16 protein-coding genes are annotated in these 16058 nt (G+C 69.1%); 9 read left to right on the top strand and 7 right to left on the bottom strand.

Annotated features, from left to right (window positions below; all coding sequences use genetic code 11):
* Positions 1 to 72: 72 nt before the first annotated feature.
* Together K309_RS35865 and K309_RS0103350 are read right to left on the bottom strand one after the other, a co-directional pair.
* The gene (locus K309_RS35865; RefSeq protein ID WP_051320320.1) at positions 73 to 1377 is read right to left on the bottom strand and encodes a cyanate transporter; all 1305 of its coding nucleotides are present in this window, start codon (positions 1375 to 1377) and stop codon (positions 73 to 75) included.
* Between the two features lie 10 nt (positions 1378 to 1387).
* Entirely contained in the window at positions 1388 to 1855 is a 468-nt protein-coding gene (locus K309_RS0103350; RefSeq protein WP_029045098.1) for a nucleoside deaminase, read from the bottom strand.
* Positions 1856 to 2006: 151 nt separating this feature from the next.
* On the opposite strand from K309_RS0103350, the gene K309_RS0103345 reads away from it, so the two are divergent.
* A complete protein-coding gene (locus tag K309_RS0103345; protein ID WP_029045097.1) occupies positions 2007 to 2897 on the top strand; it encodes a LysR family transcriptional regulator in 891 nt (296 codons plus the stop codon).
* A gap of 7 nt (positions 2898 to 2904) precedes the next feature.
* Here K309_RS0103345 and K309_RS0103340 read toward each other — a convergent pair whose 3' ends face one another.
* On the bottom strand, positions 2905 to 3096 hold the full coding sequence (locus tag K309_RS0103340; protein ID WP_029045096.1) for a hypothetical protein: 192 nt from the start codon (positions 3094 to 3096) through the stop codon (positions 2905 to 2907).
* 263 nt (positions 3097 to 3359) lie between these two features.
* Between K309_RS0103340 and K309_RS0103335 the strand changes: the two genes are divergently transcribed.
* The gene (locus K309_RS0103335; protein ID WP_029045095.1) at positions 3360 to 4055 is read left to right on the top strand and encodes a phosphoribosyltransferase; all 696 of its coding nucleotides are present in this window, start codon (positions 3360 to 3362) and stop codon (positions 4053 to 4055) included.
* 40 nt (positions 4056 to 4095) lie between these two features.
* Here K309_RS0103335 and K309_RS35860 read toward each other — a convergent pair whose 3' ends face one another.
* From K309_RS35860 to K309_RS0103315, 4 genes are all read right to left on the bottom strand, one after another.
* Positions 4096 to 4653 (bottom strand): LeuD/DmdB family oxidoreductase small subunit, encoded by a 558-nt coding sequence (locus K309_RS35860; protein WP_084402342.1) that lies wholly within the window; start codon positions 4651 to 4653, stop codon positions 4096 to 4098.
* A gap of 55 nt (positions 4654 to 4708) precedes the next feature.
* The gene (locus tag K309_RS0103325; protein ID WP_369796390.1) at positions 4709 to 6022 is read right to left on the bottom strand and encodes a 3-isopropylmalate dehydratase large subunit; all 1314 of its coding nucleotides are present in this window, start codon (positions 6020 to 6022) and stop codon (positions 4709 to 4711) included.
* A gap of 2 nt (positions 6023 to 6024) precedes the next feature.
* On the bottom strand, positions 6025 to 7077 hold the full coding sequence (locus tag K309_RS0103320; protein ID WP_029045093.1) for a tripartite tricarboxylate transporter substrate binding protein: 1053 nt from the start codon (positions 7075 to 7077) through the stop codon (positions 6025 to 6027).
* Between the two features lie 90 nt (positions 7078 to 7167).
* On the bottom strand, positions 7168 to 7950 hold the full coding sequence (locus K309_RS0103315) for a GntR family transcriptional regulator (protein ID WP_029045092.1): 783 nt from the start codon (positions 7948 to 7950) through the stop codon (positions 7168 to 7170).
* Between the two features lie 712 nt (positions 7951 to 8662).
* On the opposite strand from K309_RS0103315, the gene K309_RS0103310 reads away from it, so the two are divergent.
* The 7 genes from K309_RS0103310 to K309_RS0103280 all read left to right on the top strand — a co-directional run bounded on the left by K309_RS0103310 (position 8663) and on the right by K309_RS0103280 (position 16054).
* The gene (locus tag K309_RS0103310; protein ID WP_029045091.1) at positions 8663 to 10180 is read left to right on the top strand and encodes a hypothetical protein; all 1518 of its coding nucleotides are present in this window, start codon (positions 8663 to 8665) and stop codon (positions 10178 to 10180) included.
* Between the two features lie 188 nt (positions 10181 to 10368).
* Positions 10369 to 10803: a hypothetical protein gene (locus K309_RS0103305; RefSeq protein WP_029045090.1), complete on the top strand. Its 435-nt coding sequence runs from the start codon at positions 10369 to 10371 to the stop codon at positions 10801 to 10803.
* A complete protein-coding gene (locus K309_RS0103300) occupies positions 10803 to 11501 on the top strand; it encodes a C39 family peptidase (protein WP_029045089.1) in 699 nt (232 codons plus the stop codon). Before K309_RS0103305 ends, K309_RS0103300 begins: the two co-directional genes overlap by 1 nt.
* Positions 11502 to 11511: 10 nt before the next feature.
* Positions 11512 to 12390 (top strand): hypothetical protein, encoded by an 879-nt coding sequence (locus tag K309_RS0103295; RefSeq protein WP_029045088.1) that lies wholly within the window; start codon positions 11512 to 11514, stop codon positions 12388 to 12390.
* Positions 12391 to 12465: 75 nt separating this feature from the next.
* Complete coding sequence (locus K309_RS0103290; protein WP_029045087.1) at positions 12466 to 13902, top strand: acetate kinase; 1437 nt, start codon at positions 12466 to 12468, stop codon at positions 13900 to 13902.
* Positions 13903 to 14129: 227 nt separating this feature from the next.
* Positions 14130 to 14642 (top strand): hypothetical protein, encoded by a 513-nt coding sequence (locus K309_RS0103285; protein WP_029045086.1) that lies wholly within the window; start codon positions 14130 to 14132, stop codon positions 14640 to 14642.
* A 275-nt stretch (positions 14643 to 14917) separates the two neighbouring features.
* Positions 14918 to 16054: an ABC transporter substrate-binding protein gene (locus tag K309_RS0103280; protein ID WP_029045085.1), complete on the top strand. Its 1137-nt coding sequence runs from the start codon at positions 14918 to 14920 to the stop codon at positions 16052 to 16054.
* Positions 16055 to 16058: the final 4 nt, after the last annotated feature.

The raw sequence follows: 16058 nt of genomic DNA, 5'->3' as shown, positions 1-16058 counted from the left end.
AGCGCGAAGCCGATCCCCATGGGAAGCGGGTGCGCAGCGAGATGTTGGGCAGGTTGCTGCCCGACAACATATCTACCGGGGCTCGACGGACGCTGCGGCATAGGTCGCGCTGTAGGTCGCGCTGTAGGTCGCGCTATAGGCCGAGCAGTAGCCGGCCGGGTTCAGGCGCAGCGTCAGCACGCCCACCAGCGCGGCGCAGCCGAGGTGGTACCACCAGCCCGCGGCAAAGCCGCCGGTATTGGCTTGCAGCATCGCAGTCAGCCACGGCGCCAGTGCCGCCAGCAGGAAGCCGCCGCCCTGCATCAGCGCGCTCAGTGCGCCGGCGCTGTTCGGGTCGGGCAGGTGGTCCAGCGCCACCACCAGGTACAGCGCGAAGCAGCCGCCCAGCCCGGCGCCACCGATCGCGGCCCATGCATACGGCGCCGCGTCGGGCCACAGCGCGAGCCCGGCAAAGCCGGTCGCCTGCATCGCCAGCGCCAGCACCATCCACGCGCGCCGGTCGACGCGGCGGGCCGCCAGCGCCGGCAGCAGCAGCGCAGCGCCGGCCTGCGCCACCGCCATCAGCGCCACCAGCGCGCCGCTCGCAGGTGCGCTCCAGCCATGGCCCTGGTAGAACGGCGCCAGCCACGCCACCAGCGAGGCATAGCCGCCATTCATCACGCCGAAGCATCCCATCAGCAGCCATGTGCGCGGCCGCCGTAGCAGGGTGCGCGCCGCGCCCGCGGGCTGGCTGCGTGACGCTGCGTGGTCCGGCAGCCGGTTGTTGCGATGCGCGCGCGGCAGTGCCACCCAGGCCAGCGCCAGCGCGGCCAGCGCCGGCAGTGCCCACAGCGCCAGCGCCTCGCGCCAGCTGCCGGACAGCGCCGTCACGTAGGGCGAGAGTTGCGCGCCCAGCGCGCCGCCACCCATCAGCGCGGCCGAGTACAGCCCCATTACCGGGGCCACGCGGCCGGGAAATTCCTGCTTGACCAGTCCGGGGCAGGCCGCCTGCACCACCGCCACGCCCAGCCCGCACAGCGCCGCCGAGCCGATCAGCCAGCCACCGTCGGTCACGCCGAGGCGCAGCGCGCAGCCCGCGCCCAGCAGCACCAGCGCACCCAGCACCGCGTTGCGCGCGCCCAGGCGGGCGCACAGCGCGGGACCGAAGAACGCGCCCACGCCCATCAGCAGCATCGGCAGCAAGGTCAGCCAGGCCATGCCCTGGTACGTAAGCCCGGTGCCGGCGCGGATCGTCGGCGCGAGCGGCCCCACCGCCGTCAGGAACGGCCGCAGGTTCAGGCCGATGCCTGCCACGGCGGCCAGCACCAGCCAGCGCGCCGGTGCCCTGCTGCTGCGCGTGCATGCCGCGGCGCCGGCGAGGTCGGGCGCCCGTGCCATGTCCGCCATGTCAGCCTCGCGGGGTATGCGGGGCGCGGGGGCCGTAGAGCTGGGCGGCGGACAGGTCTGCCGGCACGCGCGTCAGCGGCAGCGGCGGCGGATCCAGCGGCAGGCGCAGCGCCTGGTAGGCGGCTTCGCTGGACAAGCCGTAGGGCGCGGCGTCGTTGTTGTCGAAGGCGTAGTAGACCGCATGGACCCCCGCCATGGTCATCGCGGCCAGGCACATCGGGCACGGGTGGCCGCTGGCGTAGACCACGCTGCCCCGCAGGTCCGGACGACCGAGCTTGCGCGCCGCGGCCCGCACCGCTTCCATTTCGGCGTGGGTGGTCGGGTCGTGGCTGTGCACGATGTCGTTGACGCCGGTGGCCACGGCCTGGCCGTCGATGGCCAATATGGCACCGAAGGGACGCCCGCCGCGGTCGCGGTTGGCCGCGGCAAGGCGCACCGCCTCTCGCATGAATTCCTGGTGAGTGGTCATGTTCTGTACAGGGATTTTTTATAAGTGAGTCCACGCTCGCAAGACTTGCGGCATGGCAACTGGCAGGGTGCCCACTGTACGCGGGGGCTTGGTGATTGGGAAATTAAATGATGAAATCACCGGCAGTGGAAAATCCAATGGAAGGCCGGCCATGCAGGACCCCCGACTCGATCCCGTGCTGTTGCAGAGTTTTGTCGCCGTGGCGGAAAGCGGCAGCTTTACCCGCGCAGCGCAGCGCGTGCACCTGACCCAGTCAACCGTCAGCCAGCAGGTGCGGCGGCTTGAAGACCAGCTTGGCTGCGTGCTGCTGGACCGTGGCGGGCGATACGTGGTGACGACGCCGGAGGGTGAGCGCCTGCTGGGCTATGCGCGCCGCCTGCAGCAGCTGATGGCCGAGGCGGTCGGGCAGCTGCGCCAGAGCGCCGGGCAGGGCGAGATTCGCATCGGTGTGCCAGAGGATTTTGCCGCGCGGCCGCTGACGCCGGTGCTGGCCGGGTTTGCCGACGACTGGCCGGGGGTGCGCCTGGAAGTGACCAGCGGTATGAGCCACGAGCTGTGGCAGCGTTTCCAGGACCGCGAGCTCGACCTGGTGCTGGTCAAGCAGCGCGTGGCGCAAGCGCCGGGCATGGCCAGCTGGCCCGAGCCGCTGTGCTGGATCGACAGCCGCAGCCGACCGGCGGTGGCGCGCGATCCGGTGCCATTGGTGGCATTTCCCGCCGGCGGGCTGTACCGCGGCGAGATGACGCACGCGCTCGACGCCGGCGGGCGGCGCTGGCGCATCGCCTTCGTCAGCGCGAGCCTGGCCAGCATCCTGGCCGCGGTGGCGGACGGGCTCGGCATCACGCTGCTGCCACGGCGCCTGGCCACGGCGCATCACCAGGTGCTGGACGGCGGCGGCTGGCCGGCGGCGGTGCCGGACGTCGAGCTGAGCCTGCACGCGCAGCCGGACCTGCCGGCCCCGGCGCGCGACATGGCCGCGCGCCTGGCCGCACTGTGCGAGCGTGTCATGAGTTCCGGCGCGGCGGCGCCGGACGCCGGCTAGCGGCGCGTCAGCCGAAGTATTCGTTGTAGTAGCGGGTGCAGGTGCCGGACGGCCGGAAGGTGTATGGCAGTTCGGCAAGCGCCGCGGCTTCGAGCGAGCCGAAGGGGATGTCGGGCGCGTTCAGGCTGGCGGCTTCCGTGGCGTCGGAGGGATGGGCGGGATGGTGGGCAGGATGCTGGGCGTGGGCTTGCGAAGTCATTTTGCGGTACGTCGAGGCCGGCCGGGCCGGCGATTGGCAACGCAACCATCCTAATGCGCCGGCGCGCCGGGATCAGCCCCCCTGCGTTGAACACACTGTTGCGCAATCGTGTCCAATCGCGACGGTTTGCGTGACGTTGACCGCGGATGAAGGCGACGCGCCGGTTGCGCGGACGCCTTCCGCGGCAAGGTCTATATTGGCCGGAGGGCTACCATTCGGTGCCCCGGCCGGAACCTGCCGGCCAGCCAAACCGGGAGCGCGCCATGCCAGTCCCACCGTGCTTTGCCGATCGCCGCGAAGCCGGCCATTACCTCGGCCGCCGCCTGGCGGAACTGGGCTTCGGCGCCGACAAGCTCGGCCAGCCGGCGCTGGTGCTGGCGCTGCCGCGCGGCGGCGTGCCGGTCGCCTTCGAGGTGGCGCGCGCGCTCGGTGCGCAGCTCGACGTGCTGCTGGTGCGCAAGATCGGCGCCACCGGCTACCCGGAGCTGGCGCTGGGCGCCGTGGTCGAGGGCGATGCCGGCGGCGGCGGGCCGCATACGGTGGTGAATGACGATCCCTGGGCGCGCCGCGCGGTGGAAAGCGGCAGCTTCGATGCCGAACGCGGGCGCCAGCTCGATGAGATCGCCCGGCGCCAGCAGCGCTACCGCGGCGGCGCGCCGTTGCCGGCGCGGGCCGGGCGTACCGTGATCGTGGTCGATGACGGCGTCGCCACCGGCGCGACCATGCGCGCCGCGCTGGAAGGCGTGCGCATGGCCGGCGCCGCACGGGTGATCGCGGCCACGCCGGTCGGCGCGCAGGAAGGGCTGGCCACCCTGGAGCCGGCGGCCGACGAAGTGATCTGCCTGAATACGCCGCCCAACTTCGGCGCGGTCGGCTCCTTCTACCTGGATTTCACCCAGACCAGCGACGACGAGGCGCTCGGGCTGCTGCGCCAGGCGGCCACCACGCGCGCGGGCTGACGCGCCAGCGGCAGCGTCAGCGTCAGCGTCAGCGTAAGCGTCAGGCCCGGGCGGCCAGGCGCCGCTTCAGATGCGGCACCAGCCCGCCCGCGCCGAGGATCTCGCGCAGGAAATCGGGGATCGGCTCGCACGCCACCGTGCTGCCGTCGTCCAGGCGCAGCAGCGCCGTTTCCAGGTCCAGCGCCGCCCGCGCGCCGTCGGCCAGCCGGCCGGCCTCCGCGCACACCAGCACCGGCAGTCCCAGGTTGATCGCGTTGCGGTAGAACAGCCCGCCGAACGACAGCGCCACCACGGCACCCACGCCGAGCTCGCGCAGCGCCTGGGGCGCCTGTTCGCGCGAGGAGCCGATGCCGAAGTTGGCGCCTGCTACCACCATATCGCCCGGCTGCACGCTGCCCGGAAACTCCGGGCGCAGCGATGCCAGGCAGTGCCGCGCCAGCACGGGCAGCGGCGATTTCATCAGCACGGCGGGGGCCATGGCATCGGTGTCGACGTTGTCGCCGAAACGCCAGATGCGGCCGGCCGGGGTGGGGGCCGGCGTATGGGTCGGCGTATGGGTCGGCGTATGGGCCGGATTGGGGGCGACAGGAGCAGTCATGCAAGAGGTCAGGCCCGCCGGCGCAGGCGCGCGGTCAGGCCGGGTCGTTATGGTTTTATGCCAGCAAGGTGCGCGGGTCGGTAATGCGGCCGGTGACGGCGCTGGCGGCCACGGTCATCGGCGAGCCCAGCCACACCGCGCTGCCGGCATCGCCCATGCGGCCGGAAAAGTTGCGGGCGGTCGAGGCGATGGCGCTGCTGCCGGCGGGAAAGCGCGCGGCGCCATAGCCGGCGCAGGCGCCGCAGGCGTTGGGCAGCAGGCTGGCGCCGGCCTCGGCCAGGATCGCGAGCGTGCCTTCGCGTTCGGCCTGCTGCTGGTCGCGGCGCGAGGCGGCGGCCACCTGCAGCGTGACGCCCGGCGCGACCCGGCGTCCGCGCAATACACGCGCGGCCATGCGCAGGTCTTCCAGCTTGGCGCCGGTGCAGGCGCCGAGGTAGGCGATCTGCACCGGCTCGCCGGCGGCCTGGTCGACCGGCGCACTGTTGGCCGGCGAATGCGGCGCGGCCACCTGCGGCGCCAGCGCCGTGGCATCGAAGCGGTGGTGCGCCAGCACCGGCGCCTGCGCGTCGGTGCGCCAGTGCGACAGGTCGATCTGTGCCAGCACCTGCGCCGCCACGCCGGCCTGTGCCAGCCAGTCCAGCGTGACCGCATCGGGGGCAACCAGGCCGGTCTGCGCGCCCAGTTCAGCGCTCATGTTGGCCAGCGTCATGCGCTCCTGCATCGGCAGCGCGGCAACGGCGCTGCCGGTGTACTCGAGCGCTTCATAGCGTCCGCCGCCCAGGCCGAGCGTGGCGCACAGGAACAGGTTGATGTCCTTGGCGCAGACCCCGGTTGCGAGTACGCCATCCCATTCCAGCCGGATCGTGTGCGGTACGCGCAGCCAGATCTGGCCGGTGGCGAGCACGCCGGCCATCTCGGTGGCGCCCACGCCAAACATGTAGGCGCCGAACGCACCGCCGGTCGGGCTGTGGCTGTCGCCGCCGACGATCAGGCGGCCCGGCAGCACGTGCCCGCGTTCGGGCAGCACCACGTGGCAGATGCCTTCGGCATCGATCAGCTCGGCGCCGGCCTGGCGCGTCCAGTCGCGGGTGAAGCGCAGGATCGATTCGGCCTGGGCATCGCCGCCCGGCACGAAGTGATCGGTCACCACGACGTAGCGCGACGGATCCCACACGCCTACGCCGAGCTCCTGCAACAGCGGCGCGACGCGCCGCGGGCCGCTGGAATCGTGCGACATCGCCAGGTCGACCTGGCACATCGCCACCGTGCCGATCTCGGCATAGTCCAGGCCGGCCGCGCGGGCGACCAGCTTCTGGGCCAGCGTCGCCGGCCTGGCCGTTGCATCAGGGCAAGGCGAGTCCGCAGGCACGCTCATTCCGGCGATGCCCCCGAATACTTGACCACCGAGGCCCAGCGCTTCACGTCTTGCTTGACGAAGGCAGCAAACGCCTCGGGCGCCATGCCCACCGGCTGCGCACCGTCATTTTCCAGGCGCTTGCGCACCGCGGGGGATTCCAGCCCCTTGCGCGCCGCCTGGTAGAGCGCCTGCGTGACCTCCGCGGGCATGCCGGCCGGCCCGAACAGGCCGAACCACGCGCTCGACTCGAAGCCCTTGACGGTCGCGCCGATCGGCGCCGCGCCCGGGAACTGCGACATCGGCGCGGGGCTGGTCACGCCCAGCACCTTGAGCTTGCCGGCGCGCACGTGTGGCAGCACGTTGATCGTGCTGGCGAACATCAGCTCGCACTGGCCGGCCAGCACGTCAGTGAGCGCCGGCGCGGTGCCCTTGTATGGAATGTTGACGATATAGGTGCCGGTCATCATCTTGAACATGTCGCCGGCCATGTGCAGCGACGAGCCGACCGAGCCGATGGCGAAATTCAGCTTGCCCGGCTCCGCGCGCGCCAGCCGGATCAGCTCGGGCACGTTACTCGCAGGCAGCTTCGGCGTGGCCACCAGCACGCTGGGCACGGTGGCGACCAGCGTGACCGGCGTGAAATCCTGCACCGGGTCGAAGGGCAGTTTCTTGTACAGCGTGGCGTTGATGGTGTGGCTGGTGAAGCTCATCAGCAGCGTGCTGCCGTCCGGCGCGCTCCTGGCGACCAGCTCGGCGGCAATATTGCCGCCCGCGCCGGGCCGGTTCTCGACCACCACGGACTGCTCCAGCAGTTGCGACATCTCCTGGGCGATGGTGCGCGCCAGCGTGTCGGTAGTGCCGCCGGCGGGCGCGCCCACCAGGATCCGGATCGGCTTGCCGCCGGCGACCTGGTTCTGGCCTTGGCCCTGCGCCTGCGCCGCGGCGGCAAGTGGCAGGATCAGCCCGCAGGCGGCCATGGCGGCAACCCGTCGCAGCGTGGTGCGGCGAGCCGGCACAGGCGGAGACTGACGGATCGGGCTGGATGAAACCGGGCGGAACACAGGCATGACGATTCCTCGCTTGATGTGATCGGGAGTGCGCAGTATCGCCCGACTCGGGTGTCCCCGCATCCCTCGCCTCGCGGCGCGCGGACGGGATCAGTCGCGCAGGCCGGGACGGGTCTCGCTTTCCACCCAGACATTGGCGCTGTCCACGCCGGCGGGCGACAGCTCCATGCGGTACTCGTAGCGGTCGGGGCGGTACTGGCCGAGCAGCAACTGCACCGGGCGCCCGCCTTGATCCTTCACTACGCGGCGCACCGCCAGCAGCGCGCCGCCCACCGGTACGTCCAGCAGCGGCGCCACCACCACGTCCGCCAGGCGCGCCGACAGCACCTGGCTGGCACGGCCCAGCTTGACGCCACCGGCTTCGAGCAGGCGCAGCACGGGGGTTTCCTCCAGCGCCTTGCGCGAGATCGGGCGGCCCAGGTCCGCCGGCAGGTAGACGGTGATATGCGACAGCGGCCGGTTGCGGTAGTGGCGCACGCGCACGATCTTGACCACGGGATCCCCCGGCTGGATCCCCAGCGACTCGGCCACGTCGGGCGTGGCGTGGACTTCGTCGATCGAGATCACCTTCACCGACGTCTTCTGGCCCATGTCGATGATGTTGTCGAGCAGGCTGGTGCCGCGTTCCTCGGTAGCCGACGCGGGACGCACGGGGTGCGGGTTGACGAAGGTGCCGAGCCCGCGATGGCGCCGCACCAGGCCTTCCTGCACCAGCCGGTCGAACACGCGTCGCATGGTCACGCGCGAGGCGTGGAACTGCTTGGCCAGGTCGATCTCCCCCGGCAGGGGACCTTGGCCGAAGCGTCCTTCGACGATCTGCTGGCGCAGTACCACGTAAATCTGGTGATACAGGGGAACGACGGCTTCACTCATGGTTTCCCTTGTGGAGAGATGACAAGTCTGTAATGCCTCTAATGTACTTTAAATCAGACATAGAGCCTAGCATGGATAGCGGCTGAGGCGCTTCGGATACAACGTCCGCGCGCGCGCCGCTTCACCATGACCTCCGCATTGCGCCAAGCCGGTGGCCGGTCATACGGCGGCGTCATGCGCGTGCCGGTGGCACTGCGCGGGAGCGGGGGTGGCACGCCACCTGGTGAACGTGCGGATGACCGGAAGCAGGCGGCGAAAAGCGGACATCCCCCCTATGTGGGGCAGCGCACACGGGAGACGGAGGCGGCACCCCGGGAATCGTGTTTCAGGCCCGATACGTGGCATGGCGCATCGGGCAACTCCCAGCGATATCAGTAAGCCTTTGAAATCCAATGGATTTTTTTAGAACCCCGGCGTAACCCCTGAGCCGCTTGGGGGGGCGCTGTCACAGCGGTGTGACATGTCGTTTGACGTGCACAGCGAGCGGGGTCGCATTGATGGCGCAAGCGGCCAGAAAGTTCCCCGGCTGCCACCGGCGAGGCCTTGTATTACAAGGGTTTGCCGCCTCACGTGGCGAGGCTGGCACCGATTATGCGCTAGGGGTGGTCGGTTTGGCAGTTGCCGGACCTGAACCTCCAGCCGTCGTTCCGGACTTGAGCGCCGGCCGGAGGCTGAGCCGCAGTGACACTGTGAATACTCCTGGGAGCTAGGAATGAAAAAGACCTTACTGGCGTCGGCGATTGCCATGGCATTTGCGGGTTCCGCATGGGCAAATCCGACCACCAACAATGACGGCGTAGGGGGTGGTGGCGACAACAACCAGACCGCCACAGCCAACTCGACGCAAAGCGGCAGTGGCGCAGCGGCGAACGAGTACTCGAAGGCCATCCAGAAGAACGACAACAGCACCGACAGCAGCACTGACACCCGGACCACCACGGTCACGAAGTCGAAGACGAGTACGAAGACCAAGACCAATTCCGACAACCGCCTGAAGGCCTCGGCTGACGGCATCGGGACTGCGGCGGCTGTTGGCGGCGCCGCATCGTCCAGCATCGCCAGCTCCTTCAACAAGACCACGGCAATTGCGGTCAGCAAGCTGAATGGCACCGTGAGCGGCAACAACATCTATGGCATTGGCAACGTTGCCACGAACACCGGTAGTGCCAACGGCGGCACCGGCTACGGTGGCAAGGGCGGCACGGGCGGCGCCGGTGGCACTGGCCAAGGTGGTTCGGGCGGCAACGGCGCCGTCGGTGCAGAGGGCGGTAGCGCCTCCGCATCCAATGGCAGCGCCACGGCTGGTTGGGCCAAGGCCGGCTCGGCCAGGGCAGGCGATGGCGGCGACGGCGGGCGTGCCTCCAACTGGGGTGCCAATGGCGGCGACGGCTATGGCAAGGGCGGCAGCGCGCTTAGCGCGGCAGGCGCTGCGGGCGCCAGCGGTGGCAGTGGCTATGGCAAGGGTGGCGGTGCTCTGAGCGCTTCGCTCGGTGCAGGCGGCCGTGGCGGCAGCGCCGGTGCGATCGGCGGTGATGCCCTGGGGGCCAGCGGCGCCCTTGGCGGTCTGGCCGGTGCGGCTGGCGGTTCCGGCGGTTCGGGCGGCAATGCCAACGGTAGCGGTGGCGACACGGCCGGTGCGGGTGGCGCGGGTGCCGGTGCAACCGCTGCCGGGACCAACACGGCTGGTGCGGGCTCTGGCACGGGCGGCGGAGCGGGCGCTACCGGTGGCGCAGGCGGTTCCGGAAGCTCCGGCGCTACGGCGACCGGTGGTGCGGGCAGCGGCACCGGCGGCGCCGGCGGCACGAACACCGCGGCCTCGTCGTCAACTGGCGGCGCTGGCTCGGGCACTGGCGGTGCCGGTGGCACGCAGACGGCTTCCGGCGGCGCCGGTGGCGCTGGTGGTGCGGCATCCGCAGGCAGCGCCAGCACCTCGGCCTCGAACGGCAGCGCTACCACGGGTAGCGGCGGCGCCGGCGGTGCAGGTGGCGCTGGCGGTGCGGGCACCGGCGGTACCGGTGGCGTTGGCGGTGTCGGCAACGGCGGCGCTGGCGGCGCTGGCGGCGCTGGCGGATACGTCGTCGTCACCACAGGCGACTTCAACATGTCCAACCTGATGACCAGCGTCGGTCAGTCCGCGGCGGGCATCATGATGGCGAGCCAGAACAGCGGCGCCGCCTCGCTGACGCAGATGAGCGTGAACGTGCAGGCCAACGTCAACGCTGGCCCCTGATACGCGCAGACTCGGCCCTGCCTGAGCTTATTGCGAGGGCGGGCCGGCACTTCGCGATGCCATGTCGGCAGGACCGGCGCCCGCATCCTGTGTGCGGGCGCGCGGATCCTGTCACGTCCACGCAAGCCTATATGCCTTAGTGCCGCCCGGGACAGGGTACGTGCACGAGGCCTGGGGAGGATGACACCATGCAATCGGTCCGCATTGCCGTCAGTGCGTTTGCGACGGTCCTACTTGCCTGTCCTGCACTGCAGGCAAGTGCAGAGCCGCCAGGGCTGGATCAGGCCATGGCAGCCGCACGCAGTGTTGCAAGCGTCCCTCAGGAGACTGTTGCTCACACGCAACCTTCAGCCGCAGCCGACACCACATTGTTCGGCGGGGTGGCGAAAGCTGTACCTGTGACTAAACTAGATGATATCCGCGGTGGTTCGGAAGTTACTGTCAACGACATGCGCTTGCACGGCACCGTGGCTGAAAACGCGGCGGTCAACGTGTTGTCCGGTGCGAACAATATTGCGGATGGCGCGTTCGCGAGCGCCTCTGGAATTCCTACGGCAATCCAGAATTCCGGCTCCAACGTGCTGATCCAGAACGCCACGATCCTCAACGTCCAGTTCAAATAATGAAGCTGCTGCGAAAACTGTTGGCGTCTGTAACGTTCGCTCTGGTCGCGGGGGCCACCCCCTGTGCCCACGCCGCAGACACGCTTTTCTACGGTCCGTCAGGCGAACCCTACAACGTCAGGGTCACCAGCGTTCGCGAAGCGCGCTTCAAATCCACGATCCGGCAGCAATACGACTTCAGCTGCGGCTCGGCCGCGGTGGCCACGCTGCTGACCTACCAGTACGGCCATCCGATGAACGAAGCCACGGTGTTCCAGAGCATGTATCTCAACGGCGACCAGGCCAAGATCCGCGCCGAAGGGTTCTCGCTGCTGGACATGAAGCGCTTCCTGGCCGCGTTGGGCTATGAAGCAGACGGCTATGAATTGCCGCTTTCCAAGCTGGAAGAAACGCAGGTGCCGGCCATTGTGCTGATCGCCGAGAATGGCTACCACCATTTCGTGGTGATCAAGGGTGTGAAGGGCAACCGCGTGCTGGTCGGTGATCCGGCCCGCGGAACACGTGCCATGTCACGCGAGCACTTCGAAAAAGTATGGGAAAGCCAGCTGTTGTTCGTGATCCACAACCGCACGGACAACGCGCGCTTCAACCTGGCCGCGGACTGGCGCCTGGCGCCCAGCGGCCCTTACTGGATGGGAGTCAACCGGGATAGCCTGTTTTTCACTGTCATGCCCAAGCATGGCGTTGGCGATTTCTGAGGAATGCATCATGTTGCAGACTTCCCTCCCGACCCCTGCAGCGCCTCGCACCGCCACGGCGGCGGCCGCGATGCTGCTTGGTGCGGGTCTGGCCTGTGCCGGCGTGGCACATGCCAGTTCGCTTGACCAGCCCGACCGGCTCGACCCGTCGGCGCTGCCATCGCAGGCAGCCGCTTCGGCCCGCGATACTGACACACCCGTGGCTGCCGCGCGCGGCAGCATGGCCGGCTGGAAACCGGTCGCACATGAAAAGCTTGACGAGATGCGGGGCGGATTCGAGATGCCGAACCTGCAAGTTTCGTTCGGTATCGAACGCGCGGTGTATATCAACGGGGCCCTGGTCGTCGCAACCAGCATTAACATCCCGGACGTCGGACGCATCACCGCAGAACAGGCGGCGCGCCTGGCGACGACACTGGGTCCCGCCATTGTGGCTTCCACGAACGCCGCGGTCGATAGCGCGCTGGCGGGTCTCACGGGCGGTGCTCAGGGAAGCGCGAACGGGTCGGCCGGCAGCGCGAGCGCCGGCGCTGCGGCGTCGACCAGCGGTGCGGCCGGTGCTGCCGCGTCTGCGTCCGCGTCGGCCAGCGGCAGCAGTGCCAGCAGTGCCGGCGCTGCCGGCCCGCCCATGACGGTGGTCGGGACCAGCACTGGCCAGGTGGCGACCAACGGCCTGTTGAACGTGATCCAGAACGGCCCTGGCAATTCGGCCGCGGTAGGGTCGCTGGCGGGTACGCCCACGACGGTGATCCAGAACAGTCTGAACAACCAGAGCATCCGGAGCCTGATGACAATCGACGCAAGCGTGAATACGCTGCAGGCTTTCCGGTCGCAATTGGCCAACACGACGCTGCAGGATGCGTTGATGCGGGCCGCCAGCATGAGGTAATCGTAGCGAAGCAGCAGGCAGTACAGGTTGCGGGCTCCTGACAATAGCCCGCCCGTCCCGGGGGAGGAAGACGTGATGAAGAAGCGGTCGATGCAGGGCATCCGGAATGCCGGATGCTCGACGTTGCTGTTGCTCGGTGGCCTGGCGCAGGCCCAGACGCCGGATGCGGGCGGACCCGCGGCGGGCCTGGAAATGCTGCAAAGGGAACTCGCCGAACAGGCCACCCAGCTCGACGCCATGAAGCGGGCACTGGCCGAACAAGAGGCAGTCATCCGCGAGCTGCGCAGCGTCATCAGCAATGAAGTGCTGGCCACCAAGCGCGGCGGCCAGGGCGTCGGCGGCGGCGTGTCGCCGTCCAACAATGCCACCAATGCCGCCACCGCTGCGGCGGCGGCCAGCGCGGCGCAAAGCGCGCCCAACGCGGTCAACAACCCGCAGCAGATCACGCTGCAGCCGCCTCAGGATGTCGCGCAGGGCCCGCAGGCGGGCGAGTCCGCCAACCCGCAGACCGTGGCCGTGGAAGAACCCGTGGGCCGCCCGCCCGAGCGCGAAACCCGGCCGCCCGAGATCGCGCCGATCATCGACCAGCCCGGCGTGCTGACCGCGCAGGGCAAGCTGGTGGTCGAGCCTGGCTTCCAGTACGGCTACTCGTCCAACAACCGCGTGGCGCTGGTGGGCTACACGGTGATCCCCGCGATCCTGATCGGCCTGCTCGATGTGCGCGAGGTCAAGACCTCGACCTACATCCCGTCGATCGCGCTGCGCTATGGCGTGACCAAGCGGCTGGAAGTCGAGGCCAAGGTGCCTTATGTGAAGACCTCGGGCTCGACCATCAGCCGTGAAGTCTTCACCGGCACCGCCGTCGACAACGTATTCAATGCCAGCGGCGCCGGCCTCGGCGACGTCGAGGCGACGGTGCGCTACCAGCTCAACTACGGCAACGAGAAGATGCCGTACTTCGTCGGCTGGCTGCGCTACAAGTCGGCCACCGGCACGGATCCGTTCGAAGTGGTGACCGATTGCGTGACGCGCTGCGTGGGCAACACCACCGGCACCGGCCTGCCGCTCGGGCTGCCGACCGGCACCGGCTTCCAGGCCATCCAGCCGGGCATCACCTGGCTGCTGCCGACCGACCCCGCGGTGTTCTTCGGTACCTTCAGCTACCTGCACAACTTTGCTCGCGACAACGTCAGCCGCACGGTGCTCAACGGCCAGACGGAGAACCTGGGCAAGATCGCCCCGGGCGATATCTTCGAGTTCAGCTTCGGCATGGGCCTGTCGCTCAACGAGAAGGCCTCGTTCAGTATCGGCTATGACCAGGCCATCATCTGGCCGACCAAGCAGAACGGACAGACCGTGCCGGGCTCGGTGCGCATCACGCAAGGCACGCTGCTGGTGGGCTACTCGTACCGCTTCAACGACCGCTACACGCTGAACCTGTCGGTGGGTGCGGGCCTGACACGGGACACGCCAGACCTGCAGGTGAACCTGCGCCTGCCGATCACTTTCTGAAGCGGCTTTCGCCGCGCTTTTCCAGGCGTTTCTTACTCACGTGACGCGTGCCTTGCACCAGCAGGGCACGCGTGCGCTTCACATGCGCGTGCGCGCGCGAAGCGACCCGGCGGTTGCCTTGCGCTTGCCACCCGAACGGCGTACAACGAAATAACCCCGCGCCGTCAGCGGTACTTTCTCACCTGGTCTACCCACACCAACGGCGCGGCCTGAACAAGGAGAGAGACATGCGCAAACGCATCTTCTGGTTGTTGCCCGACGTGGCAAGCGCCCGGCGCACCATGGACGACCTGCTGCTCGCCCGCGTCGAAAACCGCCGCATCCACTTCGTGGCGCGCGACGGCGAAGACATGACGGGCCTGCACGAAGCCAACCTGTTCCAGACGTCCGACATCGTCCATGCCGCGGAAATGGGCCTGATGGTCGGCGGCGGCGTGGGCGTGGTGGCTGGCGTGGTGGTGGCCATGTTCCCGATCGTCGGCGATACGCCGCAGTGGGGCCTGGTCGGGGTGCTGGCGGTGCTCGGCGCGGTGTTCGGCGCATGGGCCGCGAGCATGATCGGCAGTTCTGCGCCCAACAGCCGCCTGCGCGCGTTCGAGAAGGACATCGAGGCGGGCAAGATCCTGCTGATGGTCGACGTGCCGCGCGGCCGCGTCGAGGAAATCGAAACGCTGCTGCAGAACGCGCATCCGGAAGCCCGTTTCGCCGGTCTCGATCCGGCCGTGCCGGCCTTCCCCTGATCCGTCCGCAGCAGGCCTTGCCGTCGTGAGGGCAAAGGCCATCCGCAGTCTCTCGCGCGCCCCCGCGTGGCGCGCCTTGACGCGCATCTCTTAGCGCGTGGCTGGCCACACCGGAACCGCCATCCGGTTCCGGTGTGATGCCGCTGCAACACCCCTCCACCTCCTGTTTGCCCTGGCCTGACGCATGCGGTAATTTTCGCAACGGCGCATGGCTATTGCCGTGCGCAGCGCGCGCAATCGTGCAACAGAAGAACGACATACCAGAGGGGACAACGATGAAGGCGAAATGGATCGCGTGCGGCGTGCTGGCCGCCACGCTGGGATGGGCCGCCCAAACGGCGCAGGCGGAACCGGGCGTGACCCGCAACACCATCCGCATCGGCCAGTCGGCCGGCATCACCGGCCCGGTCGCCGGTTCGGTCAAGGAGCAGATCGCCGGCGCGCAGGTGTACCTGCGCTCGGTCAACGCCAGTGGCGGCGTGGCGGGACGGCGCATCGAGCTGGTCACCTACGACGATGGCTTCGATGCCAAGCGCACGCCGGACAATGTGCGCAAGCTGCTCGACGAAGACAAGGTGTTCGCGCTGTTCATGGTGCGCGGCACGCCGCAGAACGAGAGCATCCTGCCGCTGGTGGCCGAGCACAAGGTGCCGCTGGTGGCGCCGCTGACCGGTGCGATCACGCTGCACCGGCCGGTGAACCGCTACGTGTTCAACGTGCGCGCCAAGTACCAGGATGAAGTCGCGCGCGCGATCAACCACCTGGCCACTACCGGGATGAGCCGGATCGGCATCTTCCACACCACCGACGGCTTCGGCCAGGACGTGCTCGAAGGCTATACCACCGCGCTGCAGGCGCGCGGCGTGCAGCCGGCGGCGGCTGTCAGCTTCGCGCGGCCGATGGGCGACATCAGCCAGGGCGTTGCCACCATGAACAAGGCCAACCCGCAGGCGGTGCTGGTGATCGGCTCGGGCTCGGAAGCCGCGCGCATCATCCGCGAGCTGCGCCGCGCCGGCAGCCAGGCGCAGTTCGTCACGCTGTCGAACAACGCCGCCGATTCCTTTATCCGCGAGCTGGGCGACGATGCGCGCGGGCTGATCATCACGCAGGTGGTGCCGGGAACCAACTCCAGCCAGATGACGCTCGCCAGCGAGTACCGCAACCAGGCGCGGCAGCAGGGCGTGGAGCCGTCCAACGCCGGCATGGAAGGCTTCATGTCGGCGAAGGTGCTGGTGGAAGGCCTGCGCCGCGCCGGGCCCGAGCCGACGCGCGAGCGCCTGGTCAGCGCGCTCGAAGGCCTGCGCGACTATGACCTCGGCGGCATCCTGATCAGCTACAGCGCCGCGCGCCATACCGGCTCGTCCTTTGTCGAGATGTCGATCGTCTCTTCCACCGGCAAGCTGATCCGCTGAGCGA

This window comes from Cupriavidus phytohabitans, assembly GCF_000426345.1.
Lineage (GTDB): Bacteria > Pseudomonadota > Gammaproteobacteria > Burkholderiales > Burkholderiaceae > Cupriavidus.
The sequence above is the reverse complement of the archived record's forward strand: the minus strand, read 5'-3'. Positions and strand labels throughout refer to the sequence as shown.